The organism is candidate division WOR-3 bacterium (genome assembly GCA_011052815.1).
Taxonomy (GTDB): Bacteria; Hydrothermota; Tepidihabitantia; order SM23-42; family SM23-42; genus DRIG01.
Genome location: DRIG01000109.1, coordinates 1 through 18,865 on the forward strand (window position 1 = coordinate 1; position 18,865 = coordinate 18,865).

Sequence of the window (18,865 nt, forward strand, 5' to 3'; positions counted from 1 at the left end):
ATCAAGTCCCAGAAGTTCGATGAACGGTACGTCATTCTGTCGATCCCGATGTTCACCACCGGAAGCGATCTAGTAAATACGCAGTGAATCAAGACGGGACCCCGGGCTGACGATTTGAGAATAGTTTTTCTGTTCATAATGCCAGGTGTAGGAAGATGTGTCTGAATACTGAGGACATATCAGTTTCAGCTGAATGGTATCCTCGGGGTTTTCCCAATTGATCACACCAACGGTATCAATCACGCCGCTGGTGTTCTTCTTTACATACCAGACACCCAAAACATATCCTTCAGGAAGATTATAATTGAGTTCAATGATATTCGCCCCCGGGACGAAAAGATAGAAATCACTCAACCCCTCCCGCTTCAGAGTGAAATCTCCTTCTTCATATTCGGTGGTATCATCCGGAATATTGTCGTCATTGACATCAAGATATGCTGTACCGTGAAAAGTTATATTCCCTTCTGTATTATTATTCTGAACATTTTTGTCATCAACAAACACCTGAAGATTGATAATGGAATCATCCGTACCGAGGTAAAAAAATCTTCGGCGTTCATAATATTTTGCCCATATCGTATCATATTGCGCCTGGGTTGAACCCTCAATTTCAATCTCCTGAGTCTGTGTCTGTTCTTTCGAAGCGATCGCGACAAGATCCAGCGGACCGAATTTGGCGGTCGACTTAATTCCAAACAACCCCTGATGCGACGGAATATCACCAGTATAGGTTGTAGCGGGAATCGAAAGTTGGGTATCACCCCCTTCTATCTCTTGAATAATCTCGTCTTCACGACCATGGTAAGTCACGGTAATCTTGTTCTGTGATTCGTTGATGCGCTCTGAATTATGATCGATAAAGACGCGCATCCTGTCACCGACCTGCCCATCAAGCTTAACGACCATCTCCTGTTTCATCTCCAGTTCAGGAAACCAACCCATACCGCCCTGTTGGGTTTCGTTTGATAAAAACTGTTTGCTGCCGCCGAGGGTTATCTTGACATGACCGCCGACATCCAGCTTACCGGTCTCTCCCATAAAGTCACTGAAACCACCTTTGGGAAGAGGAATCTCAAAGGTTCCGATAAGCCCCTTGCTTGCATATCCCCCCTGTTGGACCAGATCTTTTTTGAGCTCATTTAAAAGTAAACTCCGGTTATGTTCGATAATACCCTCCTGGAAATACTCATCGACGTTCTTCACACTATCAATACTTATCAGCTCATCACCGTAATAGAGAGCAAATATCAAAAATTTCCCGTCGGCGTCAAGGAACACCTTTGTTTCACAGGGGGTAACGAGCTGGGAGATTAAAATGAATGATAAAATAAAATTCATAAGATAGATAGGATCTTTTCGGCGATGCCCTCAGCGTCAAGACCTGTGATCTTGAGCAGGATCTGTCTTGACCCATGTTCGATGAACTGGTCGGGGAGACCGATGCAGTGCACCTTCACAGATGCATTGTTCTGGGTATAATATTCGTTAACCGCACTCCCGAATCCTCCGGAGAGTGTATTCTCTTCCACGGTGATGATCTTATTAACCTCTTCACCGAGTTCATCAAGCATTTTTCTATCCAGAGGTTTAACAAAACGGCCGTTTATGATGATCGGAGATATACCTTTTTTACGCAGGCTTTCTGCCGCTGACTGGGCTTCTTTTACCATAGAACCGGTGGCGATCACCGCAATATCTTTCCCTGACGAAAGTCTTTCCCAGGTACCTATTTCTATGGTCTGAGGGTCTGTATTATCCACCGGACCGCAGGTCCCCCGAGGATAGCGTATCACAAAAGGACCGTCGCGATATTCAACCGCCGTTTTGAGCAACGCAATCAATTCTTCACCGTCTTTCGGCGCACTGACGACAATACCCGGGATACATCTGAAATATGATAAATCAAACGGACCGTGATGTGTAGGACCGTCCTGTCCAACCAGACCCGCCCGATCTACCGCAAAGATCACAGGTGCCTTTTGCAGACATACATCATGAATCAATTGATCATACGCACGCTGCAAAAACGTCGAATAGATTGCGCATATCGGGATATAGCCATCCAGTGCCAGGGCAGCAGCCATGGTTACGGCATGCTGCTCAGTAATACCGACATCAAAAAAGCGCTCTGGTATCTCCTCACGGAACTTCTTCAAGCCGGTACCGAGACACATTCCTGCAGTGATGGCGATAATCTTCTCGTTCTTTTTTGCGAGTTCGACGATTGCATCGCCGAAGACCGAAGTCCAGGATCTGGTTTTGGCTTTAATATCACCGGTCTCGACACAATATGGTCCCACCCCGTGGAATGTCTCCGGTTTATCCTCAGCCGTCTTGTATCCTTTGCCTTTTTTGGTAACGACATGAATAATTCTCGGTCCTCTCATCTCTTTAATGCGTGTAAAAGTATCAATCAATTCACCCAATTTATGGCCGTTAAGGGGGCCGATATATCTGAAACCGAGTTCTTCAAAGATCACCGCAGGTGCATATAGACCTTTTAATCCCTCCTGAATTCTCTTCGCCAGATTGCGTCCTCGATCCCGGAAATACGGCGGAAATTTTCCGAGAAATTTCCACAAGTCGTCGCGGAAACGATTGTATGTCTTTGTGGTGATGACCCGGGTCAAATACTGGGACAAAGCCCCGACCGTTTCACCGATCGATCGTTCATTATCATTCAATACAACAATAACATCCTTTTTCAGATGACCGATATGGTTCAATGCCTCAAAAGCCATACCCGCACCCAGTGATCCGTCGCCGATAACGGCTATAACATTATAATCAGCACCTTTGTAATCCCTTGCAAGTATAAAACCGGTCGCTGCGGAGAGTGATGTGGAAGAATGGCCCGTGTCGAAAACATCATACTTCGACTCCCCTCTTTTCGGGAAACCGCTTATTCCCTTATACATCCGCAGTGTATGGAACCGTTCATACCGCCCTGTAATCAACTTCTGAGCATATGTTTGATGGCCGACATCCCAGATGATTTTATCCTCTTCAGCATCAAACACCCGGTAAAGGGCGATGGTCAACTCGACAACCCCCAAAGATGGTGCCACATGCCCGCCGGTGTCGGCGCAGACTTCGATAATCTTCTCCCTGATTTCATGGGCGAGTATCGAAAGTTCTTCAAGCGTCAGTTCTTTGAGATCGTTGGGTCCTTTTATTCTTGGAAGAATCGGCATAATTAAATTAAGGTTTTACACCTTCGGCAAAATCTTGATTTTGCTCCATTATTGATTGAAGATGAAAATATCGTTGTGCTGGGCATATCAGAATGTCCTGTTGAGAATAAACGCCGTTATCTGATTCAATATCCTGAATTCATCACCGAGTTCGGTAAATCCTTTCTGTGCCAGTGTCGCATATTTCTTGGCTCTGAAACGTGCACCATCCAGCCCGTACAATGCCGGAGCGGTTAGTTTCCCACTCGCGGAATCCTTTCCCGGAGTCTTCCCCAATTTCTCTTTTTCGCCCACCACGTCAAGAATATCGTCGGTATATTGAAAAAGCATTCCCAGATATATCCCGGTGCTGTAAAGCCTCTCAAGAATCTCCTCTGAAGCACCGGCCATAATCGCACCGCACTTCAGGGAAACCGCGATGAATTTCGCTGTCTTGTTTAAATGAATTTCCCTGAGGAATTTCGGCACGGCGTTCTTTTTGTCATCGATATCAAGCACCTGACCGAAAACAACCCCTTTCGGACCGACCGCCTCGCTCACCGCCTTCACCACTGCGAGTTTTTCTTTCACCTGACCATTACCATATGTAAACAACTCAAATGCATAGGCGAAAAGGCCGTCACCGGACAGAATCGCCGTCGCCTCACCGAATTTCTTGTGGGCGGAAACCCGACCTCGCCGAAAATCATCGTCATCCATCGCCGGCAGATCGTCATGGATCAATGAATAAGTATGAATCAACTCAAGACCGCACGCGGTCGGTAGAATCACCTCGATATCCTCTCCGCCGCAGCAACGAAAACTTGTAATTGCGAGAATCGGTCTTATCCGCTTTCCTCCCTGCAGAGAGTAACGCATCACCGCAAAAAACGGGTTTTTATCAGGGAAATATCTCTGAAGCGCGTTATCCACAAGCGATTTATTCTCCTTTAAATATTTGTCGATCTCTGAGACAACCATAAAATCAGTATAATTCTAATGCAAAATACCTATTTGTCAAGGTGTTATCGCCTCTGACTCCTCTCCACTTTTTTATCATCCCTCCGCCCGCTCTTTTGTCATTCTGAAGGAGTCTGCCCCAAGCAGACGACTGAAGAATCTCAATGACTAATGACTGATAAAGATTCTTCGTTTCACTCAGAATGACAGAGAAAGAAGGCAAACTCAGACGTTGTCCTGAGTGTAACGAAGCAATGACGGAGAAGAAGGGTCTTTAAATAAAAACGAAAAAAGTGGAGAGGAGTCAGGTTATCGCCTTGCTTGACACAGAGCTTATGCTTCTATATAATAAATAATGGAATTACGGAATGAACCTTTCGCTTCATTTGATACAAAAATATCCCGGTTATCGTCATCCCTCTATTCGACGACCTGTAACTGGTTGATACTCGCCATCGGAGTTCTCTTAAGAACCGCTCAATTCTTGTACAATCGTTCCCTTACAGAAGGAGAAGCGGCCCTTGCATTGAATATAGTCCAGCGCTCCTATTCGGAATTATTAAAGCCGCTCGATTATGTCCAAGCGGCGCCGGTCGGATTTCTGATCATCCAGCGCTGGGCGCTGAATATGTTTGGCAACAGCGAATACAGCCTGCGTATCATTCCACTTATCGCGGGGATAGCCTCTCTCTTCCTGTTCTACAGATTAGCAAAACAGATATTAAATGAAAAAGGTTTAACATTCTCCCTCATACTCTTTACAGTATGTGACCACCTTATCTATTTTTCTTCTGAAGTAAAACAGTATTCAACCGATGTTTTTTTCACCCTCATAATTCTGTTGAGTGCGTATCTGGTTATTAAAAAACATTTAAATATCAAATATATCATCAGCTTCGGAATTGTCGGAGGGCTCTCTTACTGGTTTTCACACCCGGCGTTGTTCATCTTCTCCGGCGCAATCATCGTTCTCTTGCTCTGCGTAATAGAAGAGAAAAACTGGAATGTCCTGTTCTGGCTGATCTCCGCCGGCCTGATATCTCTGATCAGTTTTATTGTTAATTATCAACTCTCACTTGAGGCGATCAGTAAAAACCGAACTCTTGTTGACTTCTGGCAACCCAGCTTTATGCCTCTACCGCCTACGAATTTAAATGATTTAAAATGGTTCCCTTATGTATTCTTGAGAATCTTTAAATTCCCCATCGGGCTCTCTGTATATGAACTTCTCTTAGCGGTCCTTTCTTTCGTTTTCGGCTTCGCCGTGCTTTTCTACAAAAAGACCAAAATATTCCTGCTTCTGATCCTTCCCATCCTCTTCACTCTTCTTGCTTCTGGTCTACAAAAATATCCATTCGAAGGAAGGCTCCTTTTATTTCTCACCCCTGTTATGATACTGATCATCGCAGAGGGAATAGAATATATACGAAAAACCAGCTCACAGGGTTCACCTTTGATAGGTTTCGCCCTTGTTTTTATACTTCTGATTCACCCGGTCTGTCTCGCCGGCTATCGACTCTTTAAGCCCCGCGCTCCTGAAGAATTAAGACCGATGATGGAATACGTGGCTGAACACTATAGAACGGGTGATATTGTTTATGTCTATTATGCCTCAATCAATGCATTTCGCTACTACGCACATAGATTCGATTATACAGACAATTATATTCAAGGGATAGAGGCACGCGACAATTGGTCTGCATATTACAAAGAGATCGAACAGTTAAAAGGTAAAGGCAGGGTCTGGTTCCTCTTCTCCCATATCTATGCCGACAAAGGGGCGGATGAAGAGAAATTATTTGTTTCTTATTTGAATACTATGGCACTCCAGCTCGATGCCGCTAAGGCACCGGGAGCCGCCGCTTATTTATATCACTTCCCCTGATTTCTATTCAAGTAAAACAAACTTGGTCACCGATCTTCTTTCACCCACAAGGAACCTGGCGAAATAAACACCCCCCGGCACTTTTCTGCCTTTACAATCTCTTCCATCCCATGATGAACTATAGAGTCCACTGTCCTGGATGCCGTTGACAAGTTCCTTCACCAATCTTCCGACACTGTTATATACCGCCAATTGCACGACAGTCCTGTCGGTGAGTTGATAACTGATATTTACTCTTCCTCTCACTGGATTGGGAGACACAAAAAAGGCTATTTTCTCATCCAGCTCTTTGCGCTTCTCGCTCACTCCGACTTCAAGGGACCAGCGATACATCCCGTTATTCTCTGTTCCGCAATAGAGATAAACACCCGGATTAATACCTAAGGAAGTGACGTTTGTGTCGGAAAGTCCGCTATTCATCTGAACCCAGGAACCGCCGGCGTCGGTGCTTTTGTAAACCCCGCTCTTTGTACCGGCGTAAACAGTAGTGGGCTCATATGGATCAATCACAAGTGAGGTGACATCTGTACAGCCGGTGTTAAACCAATTTACACCGCCGTTGGTCGTCTTAAAGACACCGGCCGGCGAAGCGGCATAAATCACATCGGAATTACCACCGTTAATGGCGATATCAAAGATCGTATCTGTTATACCGACCGATACATCTGACCAGTGGCCTCCACCGTCAACGGTCTTACACATCTTGGGAGTGCCGCCGACATAGACGACATTGGAATTCGTCGGATCAACGGCAAGGGCGAAGACATAACCTAAGGTATCGAGTGCATAGCGTAACCAGGATGCTCCGCCGTTTGTGGTCTTGGACACAGCCATACCGTTATATGTCCCGCCGCTCCAATAAACCAGAGAATTGTTCGGATCAGCGACAAGTGCGCCGCCGTCGATATAATAGCTGTCAATCGAATCCCAGACGGTCCCGCCGTCTGTGCTCTTGAAGAGCTCTGCATAACCTCAGCCCGCGCCCTCAAGTGCCAGCACGACCGCCGGATCAGTGTAATCGACTGCGAACTCACAGATACTGCCGCAATCCAGGGCGCCCGGCAGCATCGACCAATCGTCTCCGCTGTTCGTCGTTTTAAAAATACAGACTTCTTCAAATTCAGTATAGATCACTGAAGGATCTGAAGGCGCCGCCGTGAAACTGGCGATATGTGCAAGCGTCATCCCATAATTACTCGGGAACCAAGAAGCACCTCCGTCAGTACTTTTGGTGCACCCCAAGTTGTCGACATTATAAACAATCCCGGCTGTCTGTTGACCAGCGGCGAGATCACGTGAATATTTGTACATCCCGCCGTAACCAGCTCCGCAGAAATTCCATGATGCCCCGGCGTCAGTGCTTTTATATATCAGGGTATCAGTACCGGCATAGACCACATTCGGTTCGACCGTTGTTGTCGCCAGGGCGGAAACGAACTGACCGTCGGTTACATTGCTCCATGATGAACCACCATCCAAAGAGCGGTAAACTCCGCCGTAATAAGTTCCCGCATATACGATATTGGAATTTGTCGGATGGACTGCAAGTGAATAGATCATCATCACCCCGGACGGAATACCGGTTGAAGCATCGCTGAAATTTACTCCGCCGTCGGTTGATTTATACACCTCCGGGTAATATCCCGAGTTATAGTAATAACCTCCGACATAGATATTATCGGGTTGTGAGGAATCGAGTGTCAAACAATATGAATAACCATAGTATGCAGTATGAAGTAATTTCGTACTCCATGTTGCGCCGCCGTCCGTACTCTTGAAAAAAGCCATCACCGTATAAGTACCGGAAGGAGCATTGCCTGCGGCGAACACTGTATTCGGTGACGTAGGATGCACAACAATACCATAAATATACCCGTTGCTGTTTGCGACAGAATCCATACTCCAGGTGGAACCGCCGTCTGTCGTCTTATAAATAACCCTGTTTCCACCCGCATAAGCAACATCAGGATCATCCGGATCGACTGCAAAACAGTATATGTAACTGCTCAATTCGCTTCTCTTGGACCAGCTCGCACCGCCGTCAGTGGACCGAAGAATTTCAGAGGGATTTGCATAGGTCGTTACATAAAGAATATTTTCATTGGACGGCGCCACTCCCACACAGGTAAGCGGACCGCCGTAAGGACCGATCGCTTCCCAGTCCGCAAATGCGGTTGAAAAAATGAATAGAATCAAAATAAAGAAAACTCTTTTCATAACTTCACCTCCTTATTATAAATTATTAAAATAGTTCTCACTGTCTTCTACACTTAAGTATAGTAAAAAGAAAAAACTTGTCAAGAGTTACATGAACTGATTCCTCTCCATTTTTTCTGACTCCTCTCCACTTTTTTCTTTTTTATTTAAAACCCTTTTTCTCCATCATTCCTTCGTTACACTCAGGACAACGTCTGAGTTTACCTTCTTTCTCTGTCATTCTGAGTGAAACGAAGAATCTTTATCAGTCATTAGTCATTGAGATTCTTCAGTCGTCTGCTTCGGGCAGACTCCTTCAGAATGACAAAAGAGCGGACGGAGGGATGATAAAAAAGTGAAGAGGAATCAGTTACCTGGGTAAGATCAGAAAACCAAAACCATCTTACCTGTTAACGGATGTCCAGCCGAGTTTCCTGTACTCTTTATATATCCTTCCCATAATCCTGCGGGGATGCGGAAAAGACCTCACCCACTTTATACCTTCTTCTCGTTTCTTATGTCTCAATTCGCTGTCGGTCAGAAGTGCAAACAGAACATCTTCGAAATTCTTCTTCGTCGCCTTAACAAAAGGATGACCCGGTAGCAGCTCTTCGTATTCATCAGGGATCTCTGTTATCGTGGGAATCCCCAGAGCGAGAAATTCAAGTCCGCTTCTGCCGTAACCAGTACCTGCATAATTTCCGATCTGATCGATTCCAATGTCACACGTGCTTTTCAGCTCCATGCATCTCTTATGAGAAACACCTTCAATCAGAAGAAACTCAAACTTCATCTTCTTTTTTAATTTTTCAATCGCATTGATTATATCCGCGGTTCCTTTCGCTGTCCGCCGGGTTGGAGAATGGCATACCCGTAAAATTTTATTCTCACGACTGCGCGGTTTGATCTTCTCCGCCTCATAAGGGATCGGGACAAAGATCAAGGAAGGATCTATCTTGGTATGGTCCAGTTCCGAGGTGAAACGCAACTCGGCCCGCTCTCTCAAATACGGGTTCATCCCCCATTTCCGTAAATCACTCCCGAAAAAATGGGTTACGATATGCTTGTTCTTTAATTTCTTAAGGATTCTCCTTCCGTAAATAAAAGGCAGGTCTCCATCAAAATGATAGACATCAAAATCACCGAGCCCGTATCTATACCAGGCATCACGTAAGCGATACAGCCACAAGATATCACGCATTCTGAAAAACATCCGCTGTGACAGAGTTTCTCCCTTTATTTTCAACCTCAACTCATGCTCCAGAACATTTACATTTTCTCTGCCGCTGACCTTTCTGAAAAATCTGATAGAAGAGGAATTCAACAATGGGTAATTAAGTAAAATACCGTCCGGGAACCCTAAACGTGAATGGGTCATTGTGGCAAGAAATCCTTCATCACCGAAGAATTTATGGCTTCGACTCAGAATCCCCGGGACATCCTGAAAATTTTCAAATGTGACGTGCAGTATTCTCACGCTACTTACTCCCTCCTGTGAAAATTCTCTCTGATTTTATTTTCATAAGTTGAAAGAGTTTCCACCATTTTTTTCGATCGAGGATCTTGCGCAACCCCCGTCCTAACCCCTTCCATCCTTTGAACCGCCGTCGATAAATTTCAAGGGCAATATCTTCCAGCTCGGGAAAACCGAGTTGCGGCTGAAGCAACAGAGGGATAGATTCCGACTGTAAAATTCTTCTGGCTCTCTTCTCTGTAAACGGCATGCTCCAGGAAAAGTCTTCAGGAAGCAAGCCGTTCTTCCTTGCATACTCCTCAAGATATGTACCAGGATATATCCTCACACCGGCACCGCTTGCAACGGTTGTTATTTTATCACTGTACTTATCGATGAAACGGAAGGTCTCTCTGACATCCTCCATATTTTCACCGATATGTCCGAATGAGAAAAAGACTTTGGTCTTCAACCCCACATCAAAACATAGATTCAACAACTCTTCCGCCTGTTCCACTGTAAACCCCTTACGCATCAGATTCAAAACCCTCTGGCTCCCAGATTCGACCCCGAAATTCACATAATAGCATCCGGCTTCTTTCATCTTTTCCAAAATGGCCCGGTCTACAGTACCGACTCTAATCTCACATTCCCAGGGAAATGAACGCTTACGTCTCAGTATTTCATCACAGAGTTCTTCAATATGATTCCTCCGCATCGTCAGTGTGCTGTCGAATATCTTCACACCTTTGAAACTGTAATTATCAAAGAGAAAATCTATCTCATCAAGTATCCGACCGGCGGAATGGACCGTCAATTGATGGTTGAACATTCTGCTTGCCGAACAAAAACTGCATTTCGCCAGACAGCCGCGTGAAGTAATGAGTGAAATACCTTTTTTATGAACGAATTCCATATCCAGCGAATATCTCTTCATATCAAGCAGATGATATGCCGGCCTCGGTAAACTATCAAGCGGTTCGACACGCGGGGCAGCGGGATTTTCCTTTATGCCCTCGTCTGTGCGGTAACTGATGCCTCTCACTCCATCAAGATTTTTTTTATTATTCAAAGCATCAATCAGTTCCACAAGTATCTGTTCACCCTCTCCCCTTACCACATAATCCATATCCTTTATATGAGTGAGGGTATCAAAGGCGGTGAATGTGGCATGGACACCGCCGTAGATAACAACAATCTCTCTGTTGAATTTCTTAATCTCCGAAGCCAGACGAAATGACTCAAAACGTGTGTGACTGGTACCTGATATACCGACATAGTTCGGCTGCCATTTGCTCAACCAATAAGAGAGCCCTTTTTCTTCCACTTCGAAATCAAGGATCTTCACTGAATAACCATGTTTTTCGAGATTCGCTGCAATGTACGCCAAGCCCAAGGGCGGCATCGCCTCAAAAAAAGCTCCCTTCTCTCCGGGATTAACAAGCAGTACATCAATCATAGGAGTTATACGGCTATTTTCCGAAAGAATTCTTCAGGGCGTCATTTAACGGCGTCTTGCGGTATCCCAGCATTCTCTCTGCCTTTGCACTGTTACCGGTCAACCCGATCCGCCCCGTCTTTATCTTACCGGCAGAGCCTCCGCACGTATATTTCAATCTGTCAATGAACTCTTCGGTTTCGATCGGGCTGCCGCAGAAATTAAAAACATCATTTTTATCAAGATCACGCGCTTTTATCAGCGGCTCGATGGTATCATCAATAAATGTGGGGCTGATGACATTATACTCGGTTTCAATCTTTCCTTTTGACTTCACCGCATGATGGAGTTCCGAGACAAACCCTTCTTTTAAAGTCTTACCAAAAGGAAAGAAGATCCGTACCGTAATGATTTTGAAATGTTTCTGATAATAACGGAATAAAAATTCGGTTTCAAATTTACTCATCGCATAAAAACTGCGCGGCTTGTACGGACTTGTCTCTTCAAGATTCTTACCTTCGCCGTAAACCTCTCCACTGGAGATATAAATAAATCTCTTGACACCGACCTTCTTCGCCCACTCCAGCAACATCAATGTTGCGCAGGGATTGGCTTTAAAGATTCTCGTAAAAGAACCACTATAGGCTTCATAAACATGATAGACATTCTCCACCCGTCTCGGAAGACTTTTGTCGAGATTCACATCCTTTTCAAACTGCAGAAAGCCGTATTTCAAATTTATCCTGCCCAGGAATGACATCGGTACGTTCTTGGGTGAAGGAAAAACCGTATAAATGGTCTCTCCCTTTTTCAACAACTTCAGAATCAACCCCTCACCGATGCCGAACGGACTGGTGATTAAATTCGCTGCCTCCATGGACAATTATATTCAAAAAAGACCGATTAGTCAATCAAAAACAGGATAGCAACCGCTCGATCAAGATCTCTACAATCTTTTCTGAATTACGGGATATGATTGTGGGTATCAGAGGTTTACCAGAATACAGATTCGCCAGATTATACTCGTTTATCTTCAAAAATCTTCGGACTGCATAGTAGTCAAAAAAAGAAGGGCGATTGAAAAAAGCCTGCGGTACCTGCATTATCAAAGCTTCAAACGACGCCGTCCCTGATGAAACAATTAAAAATTCACAGTCCTTCATCATCTGATAGCGTTCTTCAACAACGATCTCCGCCTTTATCAGTTTTTCTTTTTCCGCCATCAGGGTTCTGAAGAAATCGGCGCTCCTTTGAGAATCGGCTATCAATAAAAAATCGACATCTGTTCTTTTTTGAATGAACCTCTCCATCACCCGTATCATTATCGGTAAGTTTCTCTTGATCTCACTCCTGCGTGAGCCGGGCATAAAACCTATCCGTCGCTTAAAGTTCCGCCGCTGATATTTTTTCAATCCTTTAAGCAGGGGATTTTCAAAATATTCCACCCTGAGATCTTTACTTTTGTAAAAGTTGTATTCAAAAGGGAAAAAAGAAATCGCCCGCTCCACCCATCTTTTTATAAAGTATTTTCTGAACTCACCCCATGCCCATATCTGGGGCGGTGAAAAGAAATATGTACGGATACCCAGTTTTCGGGCATACCTGCACAGCAGCAGGTTCATCCCCGGATAAGCGACCGCAATGAATACCTTTGGCTTAATCTGATAGAGTGCTCGAGCGGTTTGTCGGTATATCCTGCAGTTCCTCAGAAAGGACGAAAGTCCCGCGGAAAAACCGAATGTTTGTAAATCGGTGTAGCCTTCAATGATCTTCACTCCGCTTCTCTGCAACCCATCCCCTCCGACCCCGTAAATTTCCAGGTCTGGATTTTTTCTTCTCAGCTCCCTCGCAATAAAACCACCATACAGATCACCCGACGGTTCACCGACGCAGATAAAGATTGGACCAACGGCGATTTCATCGATCGCCCTCAATTTCATCTCCCTGATAATGATACCTGTACCCTTGTTTTTATCTTCTGAAGATAAAATTCAACAAAATAGTAAGGATTAAAGACACCAGAATACTGGTTGCAATTGGAAGAATCAGAATAAAATTATCGTGTTTTACGACAATATCACCGGGAAGCTTTAAAAAATTGAATTTTGGAAATAAAAAAAGGAGAAGACCGATGATAACAAAAAGAACGCCGACCCCGATAAAAAATCTGGCAATACCATACATATTAAGTGAATCTATTTCTTCTTTTTATCGGAAGATGAACCACCTGTAGCGGTCTGAGGTACTGTCGCCGGAACCTTCGGCTTCTCTCTTTGTGGTTTTACTAAATCCTTCTTTTTCTCTTCCTTCGGCTGCGGTAACCGTGATTTTTTATAATCAGTAACATAGAAACCACTGCCCTTAAAGATCAAACCGACACCGCCGGAGACCAAACGTCTTAACTTACCACGGCACTTGGGACATCTCTGTAGCGGTTTATCCGTTATCTTTTGAAACTCTTCAAAGGTATACTTACACTTGATGCATTCGTATTCGTATGTAGGCATATCATACCTCAAAAAAGAAGTTGGGGGTTAGAATGCCTGAATTCTGCCCCCAACTTCTTAGGTTTCATATTAATAACCGCCGTATCCACCGCCGGGCGGCATGGACGGCGTCTTCTCTTCTTCGGGTTTTTCAACAACAACCGCCTCGGTCGTCACAAGCAGTGACGCAATACTCGAGGCGTTCTGGAGAGCCGATCTCGTAACCTTTGTCGGATCAATGATTCCGGCTGCAACCATATCTTCAAATTTTTCGGTCATTACATTATATCCGATGTTACCGGACTCTTTCTTGACCTGTTCCACGATCACCGATCCTTCCTTACCGGCATTTGCAGCAAGCTGACGCGTCGGTTCCTCAAGTGCTCTCTTCACAATATCAACACCTATCTGCTGGTCACCCTTCAACTTCAATTTTTCAAGGTCAGGAATGGTTCTAATCAAAGCCACACCTCCGCCGGGTACGATACCTTCCTCAACTGCGGCTCTTGTAGCATGAAGAGCATCCTCAACACGCGCCTTCTTCTCTTTCATCGCCACCTCAGTCGCGGCTCCGACATTCAAAACCGCTACTCCGCCGGCAAGTTTCGCCAATCTTTCCTGGAGTTTTTCTTTATCATAATCAGAAGTTGTCTGTTCCATTTCATTACGGATCTGTTGAATCCTCGCCTGAAGATCGGCCTTCTTTCCCGCTCCTTCGACAATGGTCGTGTTCTCTTTATCTATGGTGATCCGTTTCGCCTGACCGAGATCTGAAATCTGGACATTTTCGAGTTTGAGTCCGATATCTTCGGAAATCAACTTTCCTCCAGTGAGAATCGCAATATCTTCAAGCATGGCTCTTCTGCGGTCACCATAGCCCGGAGCTTTTACCGCCGCGACCTGCAGGGTTCCTCTGATTTTATTGACGACCAGAGTTGCAAGCGCTTCGCCCTCGACCTCTTCGGAAATAATCAGAAGGGGTTTTCCTTTCTGAGCGATCTTTTCAAGAATCGGCAATAGATCCTTCATTGCACTGATTTTCTTCTCATAAAGAAGAATATAGGCATCTTCCAGAACACACTCCATGCGATCCGGATTGGTGACAAAATAAGGAGAAAGATAGCCGCGGTCGAACTGCATACCCTCCACGACATCAAGGGTGGTCTCCATACCTTTTGCTTCCTCAACAGTGATTACTCCGTCTTTACCCACCTTATCCATTGCATCTGCGATCAACTTACCGATTGTTTCATCGTTATTGGCGGAAATCGCCGCAACCTGAGCGATATCCGAGCTGCCTTTTATGGATGTCGACAACTTTTTCAAACTCTCGACGACCGTATCCACGGCTTTATCAATACCCTTTTTCACTTCCATCGCATTTGCACCGGCGGTCACGGTCTTCAAACCTTCGCGGTAAATGGCTTCGGCGAGTATCGTCGCGGTGGTTGTACCGTCACCCGCTACATCAGAAGTTTTGGAGGCAACTTCTTTAACCATCTGTGCACCCATATTCTCGAACTTATCCTCAAGGTCGATCTCTTTGGCAACAGTCACGCCGTCCTTTGTAATGGTCGGTGCTCCGAATTTCTTTTCCAGTACGACATTCCTGCCTTTTGGACCAAGAGTAACCTTCACTGCGTCAGATAAAATCTTGACGCCCTCTAAAATCGATCTTCGCGCATCTTCGTTAAATTTTATCTCTTTTGCTGCCATAGTTCTATCTCCTTTTGCTATTTTTCCTTCTCAACTATTCCTAAAACATCATCCTCGCGGATGATTAAATACTCTTTATCAACAATCTTAACCTCAGTTCCTGCATACTTACCAAAGAGTATAGTATCTCCTTTTTTCACATCCAATGGAATCTTATTTCCTTTATCGTCTCTTCGACCATCACCAACAGCAATCACCTTCCCCTGCTGAGGCTTCTCTTTCGCCGTATCAGGGATGATAATACCACCTTTTTTAACCTCTTCTTCAACCCTTTCAACAAGAATGTGATCATGTAGTGGTTTTATTTTCATTTTACCTCCTTATTTTCTCTTTTCCAAAATACCCTTGCCAACTTCTGATCATCAGAGAACTTATACTCCACTTTACCACCGTATGAGTGGTAAAGCATCCTACCAAAATGAACCGCTAAATTCTCCGAGGTGGTCTCAACCCTCACTCCGTCTCCATCTTCATAAATGCCCATAATACGGTCAAGGGGGTTGTGGACGACCTCTTTCTTTTCCTCATTTTTCAACATATTAATGATTTCATTACGTCTATCCTTGAAAAAGTTCCCTGTTATATAGACAATCCCCATTACATAATGATCCTCTTCTTTTCGACAGGCCGGGCATTTATGCCGCTCCACCGCCAGGTTCGGGTCGAAATCAGCTATTCTCTGCCAGCGCCGGTGTTTATAAACCAACCCACAGCGCGGACATAAAGTCGGCTCTTTATAACTCTTTCTCGTAAGATATGGATCTTCGAGATGGGGCTTCAGTCCTCCTCTTATACCTCTGTGCCCTTTTGGCACTTCCAGTCTCCTTTTTTAGTCACAGCACACCTCTTCACCTGTCATCTCTCACACATGGGCGAAACCCGACTTGAACGGGTGACCTTCTGCTTGTAAGGCAGACGCTCTCGCCAGCTGAGCTATTCGCCCTTTAGACAGCATATTATATATAAAAGTTTAGTTTTGTCAACAACGGCAACAGTTCGATTTTTCCTTGATTTTCCAGAGAAAATGGCTATAATCATGAAACCGATATATCATTTTATTTAAAACTTGTCTTTTCATCGCTTTGTTTGATTGAGGGTAGTTTGCAAAACCAACAGGTACACCATTTTTACCTTCTTCCAGGCAAAGTTTTGTTGAGATTTAGGCATTATGGTTTTAGATAAAAAAGGAAAAACCATGAATCCAAAAAAATATCTTGCAACTCTATGTTTAATAATAGCGGCAGGACTTTCTGCCGAAGGTCGTTTTACGGCCGATTACAACCGGCTGGTTCCGAAAATGCTCAATTATCAGGGTTATCTGACCGATACCCTGCAGATTCCAATAGATGATACCCTGGATATGATTTTTCGGATCTATGATGCATCGACCGGCGGTAATGAGTTGTGGAATGAGACCCAGACCGGAGTAATAATTGAGCGTGGGGTCTTCAGTGTGATATTGGGCAGTGTGAATGCGATACCGGATTCGGTCTTTACCGGTGGTACAGACCGCTGGTTGGAGCTTGTGGTCGATGGTGATACGCTGTCTCCGCGCACCCGGATTGTTTCAGTGGGTTATGCCTATACTGCGACCTATTCAGATACTGCGGAATATGCCCGCAATGCTTCTGCGGACAATGACTGGGTCAGGGGGACGCCGGACAGTGTGTTATTCACTGCCAACTATCTCGGCATTGCCCGGGGTGGAGCGGGTAATGTACTTTATGGTGACAGTGCCCATACCCATGTCAACCTCGGGGTTGCCTGTACAACCGGGGTGAGTGGACAAAACTATTGTTATGCCACAATTGGAGGCGGGTATCGCAATGTTGCCAGTGGTTACTATTCAACCGTAGACGGAGGAGTTTGGAATACTGCCAGGGATTCTTTTACAACTATTGGAGGAGGATATTCCAACACCGCCAATAATTCGTATACAACCGTATCAGGAGGATTCCGCAATATTGCTGATAGTAGTAATGCGACTGTAGGTGGAGGATATTTTAACACTGCCAGTGGTTTTTCTGCAACCGTAGGGGGAGGATATGGCAATACTGCTGGAGGTAATTATGCGACCGTGAGTGGAGGAGTTAACAATACTACTATGGATACCTTGGCCACTATAGCGGGAGGAGTCAACAATAAAATTAGAGCTAACTTTGCGACTATAGGCGGAGGAAAGAGTAATTTTGTCTATGGTATTTATGGAATAGTAGCTGGTGGGTACATAGATACAATTAAAGCTTCTTACGGTGGCATTCTTTCAGGCTACAATAATCTTGCAGGTGATTCATTAATTGACACGGCAGCGGTGGTGGTCGGAGGCTGGAATAATTCAGTGACCGCAAAATACACCTTTGTCGGCGGAGGAAAAAACAATACTGCCAGTGGTCATTCTGCGACCGTAGCTGGGGGAGAGGCGGATACATCTGCTGCACCGTATAGTTTTGCCACAAATTACCACACCTTTGTTGATTCTTCTGACACTAACTCCGCGGCCTTCACAACCAGCCATACCACTGCATCAAACCAAGTTCGGGCGGCTGCCTTCTCAACCGGAACCTTGGTCTTCACGATGGACCATCCATCTGACCCGATGAATAAGATCCTCAATCAGTATGCAGTCGGCTCGGATGAAGTTATTCTCTTTTATCGTGGTGTAGTAACCATTGGTTCTGATGGTAAAACGGTCGTTAACCTTCCTGATTATTTTGATAAGATTAATAAAAATCCGATGATTCAGTTGACCGGAGTTGGTTCTTCTGATATTTATGTTGCTGAAGATGTTGCAGGTAACCGCTTTGTGATTGGTGGTAAACCCGGAACCAAGGTTTACTGGACCGTAACTGCGGAGCGGAAGGATGTCCACGCCCGAATTGCAAAGATCCTTACTCCGGTGGAACAACCCAAGACCGACCACCTGATCGGCCATTCATTGGACGACGATGCAATGATCGGCATCTATGACCGCATCAAAACCCAGGGTGATTTCCAGTGGCGCACTGAAGAAGGCAGGCGGGTACATAACGAGTCAAAAATCTCTGAGAGGAAGTAAGTTAGGGTAAAAAAGGCATTGCGGAATAAAACCATTTCGGATTTCGGAATTCGGATTTGGAAAAGATTTAGTCATTAAATCATTGGTCATTGAATCATTGAAAAACCAGAAAAACCATTTTCGTACCACTTCGTAAACTTATTTCACGGGCAATTCAGGGTTGACTTACTCAAGAACCTCTTTATAATTAAGGTATAATGAAATAGTTGAACTTTTTTCATCGCTTTGTTTGATTGAGGGTAGTTTGCAAAACCAACAGGTACACCATTTTTACCTTCTTCCAGGCAAAGTTTTGTTGAGATTTAGGCATTATGGTTTTAGATAAAAAAGGAAAAACCATGAATCCAAAAAAATATCTTGCAACTCTATGTTTAATAATAGCGGCAGGACTTTCTGCCGAAGGTCGTTTTACGGCCGATTACAACCGGCTGGTTCCGAAAATGCTCAATTATCAGGGTTATCTGACCGATACCCTGCAGATTCCAATAGATGATACCCTGGAT

The 18,865-nt window shown here is 44.8% G+C and carries 16 protein-coding genes and 1 tRNA gene; 2 read left to right on the top strand and 15 right to left on the bottom strand.

What is annotated here, in order from left to right; genetic code table 11:
• Positions 1-69: 69 nt before the first annotated feature.
• The 3 genes from ENI34_10570 to ENI34_10580 all read right to left on the bottom strand — a co-directional run bounded on the left by ENI34_10570 (position 70) and on the right by ENI34_10580 (position 4,154).
• Positions 70-1,338: a hypothetical protein gene (locus ENI34_10570; GenBank protein ID HEC79561.1), complete on the bottom strand. Its 1,269-nt coding sequence runs from the start codon at positions 1,336-1,338 to the stop codon at positions 70-72.
• Positions 1,335-3,194: a 1-deoxy-D-xylulose-5-phosphate synthase gene (gene dxs / locus ENI34_10575; protein ID HEC79562.1), complete on the bottom strand. Its 1,860-nt coding sequence runs from the start codon at positions 3,192-3,194 to the stop codon at positions 1,335-1,337. The genes ENI34_10570 and dxs overlap by 4 nt, the downstream gene beginning before the upstream one ends.
• A gap of 87 nt (positions 3,195-3,281) precedes the next feature.
• Entirely contained in the window at positions 3,282-4,154 is an 873-nt protein-coding gene (locus tag ENI34_10580) for a polyprenyl synthetase family protein (GenBank protein HEC79563.1), read from the bottom strand.
• A 334-nt stretch (positions 4,155-4,488) separates the two neighbouring features.
• Between ENI34_10580 and ENI34_10585 the strand changes: the two genes are divergently transcribed.
• Positions 4,489-6,018 (top strand): glycosyltransferase family 39 protein, encoded by a 1,530-nt coding sequence (locus ENI34_10585; protein ID HEC79564.1) that lies wholly within the window; start codon positions 4,489-4,491, stop codon positions 6,016-6,018.
• 3 nt (positions 6,019-6,021) lie between these two features.
• Here the strand turns inward: ENI34_10585 and ENI34_10590 are convergent, their stop codons facing one another.
• The 12 genes from ENI34_10590 to ENI34_10645 all read right to left on the bottom strand — a co-directional run bounded on the left by ENI34_10590 (position 6,022) and on the right by ENI34_10645 (position 16,250).
• Positions 6,022-6,852: a T9SS type A sorting domain-containing protein gene (locus tag ENI34_10590; protein HEC79565.1), complete on the bottom strand. Its 831-nt coding sequence runs from the start codon at positions 6,850-6,852 to the stop codon at positions 6,022-6,024.
• Positions 6,853-6,990: 138 nt separating this feature from the next.
• A complete protein-coding gene (locus tag ENI34_10595) occupies positions 6,991-8,235 on the bottom strand; it encodes a hypothetical protein (GenBank protein ID HEC79566.1) in 1,245 nt (414 codons plus the stop codon).
• A gap of 382 nt (positions 8,236-8,617) precedes the next feature.
• Positions 8,618-9,691, bottom strand: coding sequence for a glycosyltransferase family 1 protein (locus tag ENI34_10600; protein ID HEC79567.1), 1,074 nt, complete (start codon positions 9,689-9,691; stop codon positions 8,618-8,620).
• A 1-nt stretch (position 9,692) separates the two neighbouring features.
• On the bottom strand, positions 9,693-11,126 hold the full coding sequence (locus ENI34_10605) for a B12-binding domain-containing radical SAM protein (GenBank protein ID HEC79568.1): 1,434 nt from the start codon (positions 11,124-11,126) through the stop codon (positions 9,693-9,695).
• Between the two features lie 13 nt (positions 11,127-11,139).
• Positions 11,140-11,982, bottom strand: coding sequence for an NAD(P)-dependent oxidoreductase (locus tag ENI34_10610; protein HEC79569.1), 843 nt, complete (start codon positions 11,980-11,982; stop codon positions 11,140-11,142).
• Between the two features lie 34 nt (positions 11,983-12,016).
• Positions 12,017-13,045, bottom strand: a complete 1,029-nt coding sequence (locus ENI34_10615) for a hypothetical protein (protein HEC79570.1) — start codon at positions 13,043-13,045, stop codon at positions 12,017-12,019.
• A gap of 31 nt (positions 13,046-13,076) precedes the next feature.
• Complete coding sequence (locus tag ENI34_10620) at positions 13,077-13,289, bottom strand: DUF2905 domain-containing protein (GenBank protein HEC79571.1); 213 nt, start codon at positions 13,287-13,289, stop codon at positions 13,077-13,079.
• 11 nt (positions 13,290-13,300) lie between these two features.
• The gene (locus ENI34_10625; GenBank protein HEC79572.1) at positions 13,301-13,612 is read right to left on the bottom strand and encodes a zinc ribbon domain-containing protein; all 312 of its coding nucleotides are present in this window, start codon (positions 13,610-13,612) and stop codon (positions 13,301-13,303) included.
• Between the two features lie 69 nt (positions 13,613-13,681).
• Positions 13,682-15,307, bottom strand: coding sequence for a chaperonin GroEL (gene groL, locus ENI34_10630; GenBank protein ID HEC79573.1), 1,626 nt, complete (start codon positions 15,305-15,307; stop codon positions 13,682-13,684).
• Between the two features lie 17 nt (positions 15,308-15,324).
• Entirely contained in the window at positions 15,325-15,618 is a 294-nt protein-coding gene (locus tag ENI34_10635) for a co-chaperone GroES (protein ID HEC79574.1), read from the bottom strand.
• A complete protein-coding gene (locus ENI34_10640) occupies positions 15,615-16,121 on the bottom strand; it encodes an ATPase (protein ID HEC79575.1) in 507 nt (168 codons plus the stop codon). The genes ENI34_10635 and ENI34_10640 overlap by 4 nt, the downstream gene beginning before the upstream one ends.
• 55 nt (positions 16,122-16,176) lie before the next feature.
• Positions 16,177-16,250, bottom strand: a tRNA-Val gene (locus tag ENI34_10645).
• A 252-nt stretch (positions 16,251-16,502) separates the two neighbouring features.
• Here ENI34_10645 and ENI34_10650 point away from each other — a divergent pair.
• Positions 16,503-18,362 carry a hypothetical protein gene (locus tag ENI34_10650; protein HEC79576.1) on the top strand — a complete coding sequence of 620 codons (1,860 nt, stop codon included), beginning with the start codon at positions 16,503-16,505 and terminating at the stop codon, positions 18,360-18,362.
• Positions 18,363-18,865 lie beyond the last annotated feature (503 nt).

Bases quoted from the DNA above. Each gene is read 5' to 3' on its own strand.
- ENI34_10605 (HEC79568.1), bottom strand. From the start codon at position 11,126: ATGATTGATGTACTGCTTGTTAATCCCGGAGAGAAGGGAGCTTTTTTT.
- ENI34_10635 (HEC79574.1), bottom strand. From the start codon at position 15,618: ATGAAAATAAAACCACTACATGATCACATTCTTGTTGAAAGGGTTGAA.
- ENI34_10580 (HEC79563.1), bottom strand. From the start codon at position 4,154: ATGGTTGTCTCAGAGATCGACAAATATTTAAAGGAGAATAAATCGCTT.
- ENI34_10585 (HEC79564.1), top strand. From the start codon at position 4,489: ATGGAATTACGGAATGAACCTTTCGCTTCATTTGATACAAAAATATCC.
- ENI34_10615 (HEC79570.1), bottom strand. From the start codon at position 13,045: ATGAAATTGAGGGCGATCGATGAAATCGCCGTTGGTCCAATCTTTATC.
- ENI34_10620 (HEC79571.1), bottom strand. From the start codon at position 13,289: ATGTATGGTATTGCCAGATTTTTTATCGGGGTCGGCGTTCTTTTTGTT.
- ENI34_10625 (HEC79572.1), bottom strand. From the start codon at position 13,612: ATGCCTACATACGAATACGAATGCATCAAGTGTAAGTATACCTTTGAA.
- ENI34_10590 (HEC79565.1), bottom strand. From the start codon at position 6,852: ATGGCTGTGTCCAAGACCACAAACGGCGGAGCATCCTGGTTACGCTAT.
- dxs (HEC79562.1), bottom strand. From the start codon at position 3,194: ATGCCGATTCTTCCAAGAATAAAAGGACCCAACGATCTCAAAGAACTG.
- groL (HEC79573.1), bottom strand. From the start codon at position 15,307: ATGGCAGCAAAAGAGATAAAATTTAACGAAGATGCGCGAAGATCGATT.
- ENI34_10610 (HEC79569.1), bottom strand. From the start codon at position 11,982: ATGGAGGCAGCGAATTTAATCACCAGTCCGTTCGGCATCGGTGAGGGG.
- ENI34_10650 (HEC79576.1), top strand. From the start codon at position 16,503: ATGAATCCAAAAAAATATCTTGCAACTCTATGTTTAATAATAGCGGCA.
- ENI34_10595 (HEC79566.1), bottom strand. From the start codon at position 8,235: ATGAAAAGAGTTTTCTTTATTTTGATTCTATTCATTTTTTCAACCGCA.
- ENI34_10570 (HEC79561.1), bottom strand. From the start codon at position 1,338: ATGAATTTTATTTTATCATTCATTTTAATCTCCCAGCTCGTTACCCCC.